The organism is Acetobacterium sp. (assembly GCF_036508315.1).
In the GTDB taxonomy this organism is placed as follows: domain Bacteria; phylum Bacillota; class Clostridia; order Eubacteriales; family Eubacteriaceae; genus Acetobacterium.
In genome coordinates, this window is record NZ_DATCHP010000111.1 from 1 (window position 1) to 4,925 (window position 4,925).

Sequence of the window (4,925 nt, forward strand, 5' to 3'; positions counted from 1 at the left end):
GGATACCCATTATTCAGGAAGTGAAAAACTGGGACGGGGACTGACCTATCAATACCCCCACAATTTTCCCGGTCACCATGTCCCTCAGCAATACCTGCCCGATGATCTGCTGGGAACTCATTTTTATGAACCCACGGATCTGGGCCATGAACGCAAAATGAAGGAATATCTTAAAAAAATCGGCATCATAAAATAAATAAACAAAATATAAAGGAGAAATATTTGAAAAAAGAAATGATGAAGCAGGAAGAAAATAGGTTTAAATTAGAAGAAAATGTTCACGGATTTATTCTGAAAAAAGAAGAATTTGTGGACGAAATAGATGGTCTTGCCCGAACGTTCATCCATGAAAAAACGGGAGCCCAATGTTTATATATTACGGCTGATGATGATAATAAGGTTTTTTCCATTAGTTTTAGAACCCCTTCGACAAATAGTACCGGAGTACCGCATATTCTGGAACATTCAGTTTTGTGCGGATCAAAAAAATACCCGGTTAAAGAACCCTTTGTTGAGCTTGCCAAAGGATCCCTGAACACGTTTTTAAACGCCATGACCTTCCCGGATAAAACCATGTATCCCATTGCCAGTACCAACGCCCAGGATTTTATGAATCTCATGGATGTGTATCTGGATGCTGTTTTCTATCCTAATATTTATCAGAACCCCTATACCTTTAAGCAGGAGGGCTGGCATTATCATATTGAAAATTTGGATGATCCCATCATTTATAACGGCGTGGTTTATAATGAAATGAAGGGTGCTTTTTCAGATCCCGAAGAAGTCCTTCAAAACAAAATATTCGAATCCCTCTATCCGGAGACCTGTTATCGGTTTGAATCCGGAGGAGATCCGGAGGTCATTCCTGAACTGACCAATGAGGATTTTAAAGCTTTCCATAAAAAATACTACCACCCATCCAACAGCTACATTTATTTATATGGCGACGACGACGTTGCCGAGCATCTGAAATACATTAATGATGAATATCTGGCCGTTTTTGAAAAACAGACTGTCGACAGCGACATTGAGCTGCAGAAGCCGTTTAAAGAGCGTCAGAAATCAGTGGCCTCCTATGGGGTTTCAAAAGAAGAAGATCTTAAAAACAAGGCTTATACGGCACTTAGCGTTGTTCTGGGAAAAACCTTGCCCTATGAGGATGCCCTGGCTTTCGATATTTTATCCCATATTTTATTAGGCAACAACGCTTCACCTTTAAAGGAAGCTTTGCTTGATCTTAAAATTGCCGAGGATGTGAGTTATCATTACAGCAGTTCTCTGCGGCAACCGTATTTTTCAATTACCCTGAAAAATACCGAGGCCATTCACAGCGAACTCTTTGTTCAAACCGTTGAAGATGTGCTGAAAAATCTTGTTAAGAATGGCCTGGATCCACTGAGTGTGGAAGCCGGTATTAACATTCATGAGTTTTCACACATTGAAGGGGAATACGGAGCCCATCCCCGAGGCTTAATCTATAACATTGATCTGATGGATAATTGGCTTTACGGTGGGGAGCCCATGGATTATCTTAAATACCGGGTCGTCTTTAAAAAGATGAAGGAAAACTTTAAAGACGGCTATTTTGAAGCGCTTATTCAACGACTTTTATTGGATAATAAACATCAGTCACTGGTGACCATTGTTGCTGATTCTGAATTACAGGAGCAAACAGAAAAGGCCTTAGCGGAAAAATTAGCAGCATACAAGGCTTCATTAAGTACAGAAGAATTAAAGGATCTGGTTGCAGAAAATCATGCACTCATCGAAAGACAGAACGCTGAGGATGCACCAGAGGATTTGGAAAAAATTCCAAAACTTTCTCTGGATGAAATAAAGAAAGAAGCAAGAACCTATCCTTTGAAAGTTGAAGAAGCGCTTGATACTGCCCTGCTTTTTCATGAAGGATTTACCGGGGATATTTCTTATCTTAAATTATATTTTGATTATAACGAGTTACCCCAGGAGGATTTAAAATACCTGTCTTTGATGTGTAAACTCCTGGGAAGTCTGAGCACAAACCAAACGGACTTTCATCGCCTGAGCCAGGAAATTGAAATTAATACCGGTGGCCTCTCCTTTGGTATTGAATCTTTTGACGATGTTAATCATTTTGGGGAATTTCAATCCCATTGTTATGTCAAAGGAAAAGCAGTCAGGGATAAAATTCCGACCCTGGCTAAACTTCTGGTAGAGGTACTGACACAAACTCGATATAATGAAAAGAACCTGATCCATGATATGATCAGAGAAATTAAAACAGGCAAAGAAGCTCAATTTTTAACCGGTGGGCATGTAGTCGGTGTTCAGCGGCTTCAATCCTACTATTCTCAATCCGCCCGTCTTTTTGAAGAATTCGGAGGCATTGAGTTTTATCGTTTTATTGCTGATCTTGATGCTAATTTTGAACAGCGCTTCGAAATCTTAAGTGCAAAGCTTATTAAAATTACAAAAATGGTTTTCTTAACAAATAAACCCATTATAGCCATTACCGGATCTGAGGAAATAAAAAACAAAACATTAGAAGTTATTAAAGATTATGTGGATGGTTTGCAACCGAGAAAAGCGGCTAAACTCACCTATCATTTTGACACTAAAATCCTGAATGAGGGTTTCTTAACCGCAGCCAAAATTCAATATGTATCCCAGGGCTATAATATAAGAGAACTGGGTTATGACTATTCAGGCAGCATGCTGGTTTTAAAATCCATTCTTTCCATGGATTATCTCTGGAATAAGGTACGGGTACAAGGCGGCGCCTATGGTGCATTTTTCAGTATTGGTCGTACAGGGGAGCTTTATTTTGGATCTTATCGGGATCCAAAGCTTAAAAAAACCCTTGAAGCATTTTTCGGGGCAGTTGACTATATTAGAAAGCTGGCAATTTCCCAAAGAGAGCTTGAAAAATACATTATCGGAACCATCAGCGGCAAGGACGTACCACTGAGCACGGCTCTTAAAGGTGGGATTGCCGATACCCTTTACTTCAGCGGTTTAACTGATGCGGATATACAGAAAGAACGCGATGAGATTTTAGGAACAACTGTTGAACAGCTAAAATCCTTTGCAGATGCGGTTGCCGGAGTTCTGGAAAAAAATATCTTCTGCGTTCTCGGCAGTGAAGAAGCGATTAATGATAATAAAAAACTGTTTAAAACAACCCGTTATATAAAATAGAAAGTTTTGGAGGAAATTATGGGCAGAAAAATAGGACTATTGATTGTACTTAGCCTTGTTTTTTTTACAACTGGGGTACTCGGGGCCGGGCTTCCTGCCTTTCCCGAAGGTGAAGGCGTTATAATTTCAGAAGTAAACAGTGGCGATAACCTGTATCAGCAAAACCAGGATCAAAAATTTTACCCGGCCAGTACAACAAAACTCATGACTGCCCTTGTTGCAATAGAAAATGGAAAACTAACGGATACCTTTACGGTCGGTGAAGAAATTTCAAATATTGCAAGTGACAGCAGCGTTGCCGGGCTCCAGGTATATGAGGTAATCAGTTTAAAGGAACTGCTCTATGGTTTATTATTGCCATCGGGAAATGATGCGGCCAATACCATCGCTGTTAATATCGGACGCAACATTGCCGGGAATAAAACCCTTGATCCCACCGTGGCAACACAAAAATTTGTGGATGCCATGAACGAAAAGGCAAAATCTTTAGGGATGAAGTCCACCCATTTTGTCAACCCCCATGGTCTTGATAATTCAGATCATTATAGTACGCCGGCAGATATGTTGAAATTGGCAAAGGCTGCTTTCAGCAATGATGTTATCCGAGAGATCACCCGGTCCAAGACCCATGACCTCCAAACCGATAAAGTCAAGCATGAATGGAAAAACAGTAACCTCATACTTTACCCAAGCTATGATGAGCTGCCAGAGGATTTTCGTCAAGCCAATGGTCTTGCAGGTGTTAACCCCGGTTTTAACGGTTATGCTACCAGCGGTAAAACCGGATTTACCGAGCAGGCAGGACGATGTCTTATTTTTGAAGGGGAAGGGGAAGGGAAGAATGTCATCGGCATTATCATGAATTCAGATGAATTCGGGGTTTTCAAGGAAGCCGGTGATACCCTGAACACCTTCATTAAAGATTATGATTTCATTAAATGGACCGGGAAAGAAGATTTCTACAGTAATGTGGAAATTGAAAACTACCATGTCTTTGATGGAGCTACACTTAAAACAAAAACAAAAATTGCCATGGTAAGTCTGGCGCCAAAAAACAACAACAAGTCCTACACTTCTAAAATTAAATGGGATGAGAACGTTGTGAAAGAAACTGAAGCAGGAATCCAGCTGCAAACTGACGTTAAAGAAGGTGATGCACTGGGAGTGGTACAAGTCACCAATGGGGATGTTGTACTGGAGTCCGCACCGGTTTATGCCATTAATAAAATGACGGTTCGGGGTTTACTGGATTATCCGATTTTATATTGGTATGTCACCATTATGGTTCTCATTGTTATCATGGCAATCTTACGGATTATGTATGTTGACTTTATGCGGAAAAACAGGATTAAATATGCGAAAATCAGGCTTAAGAATCAAAATGGCAGAAGACCGAATCGAAATGGCAGAAGACAGAATCGAAATGGCAGAAGATAGAATAATGATTTGACAACAAGACTTTGCTGGGGTACAATGAACTCAATTAAATAGTGAACTTGTCCTATATTCAAGGGAAAAAGGTGTAAATCCTTTGCTGTAATCGCAGCTGTAATGCATGATGACTGTCTCAGAACCACTGTTAAGAAATTAATGGGAAGGGGAGACGGAAAGTTGATTGTTGAGCCAGAAGACCTGTATGTAGTGAATTCTTAAAACCTCCGATTTAGAGGATTATAAGAGCATTATATTTAAAATTAAATATGATTCTGTTATCCTTCTCCACTGGAGAAGGATTTTTTATTTCTAAA

2 protein-coding genes, 1 pseudogene and 1 riboswitch are annotated in these 4,925 nt (G+C 40.0%); all 3 genes and pseudogenes read left to right on the forward strand.

The genetic code is table 11. The features are described 5' to 3' along the window. Nucleotides 1–196: pseudogene (locus tag VIK44_RS13370) on the forward strand (replication-associated recombination protein A); the annotation flags it as partial. Between the two features lie 26 nt (nucleotides 197–222). Then, entirely contained in the window at nucleotides 223–3,177 is a 2,955-nt protein-coding gene (locus VIK44_RS13375; protein ID WP_331554390.1) for an insulinase family protein, read from the forward strand. A gap of 18 nt (nucleotides 3,178–3,195) precedes the next feature. Next, the gene (locus tag VIK44_RS13380) at nucleotides 3,196–4,614 is read left to right on the forward strand and encodes a D-alanyl-D-alanine carboxypeptidase family protein (RefSeq protein ID WP_331554391.1); all 1,419 of its coding nucleotides are present in this window, start codon (nucleotides 3,196–3,198) and stop codon (nucleotides 4,612–4,614) included. 49 nt (nucleotides 4,615–4,663) lie between these two features. Next, a riboswitch (cobalamin riboswitch) is annotated at nucleotides 4,664–4,831 on the forward strand. Nucleotides 4,832–4,925: the final 94 nt, after the last annotated feature.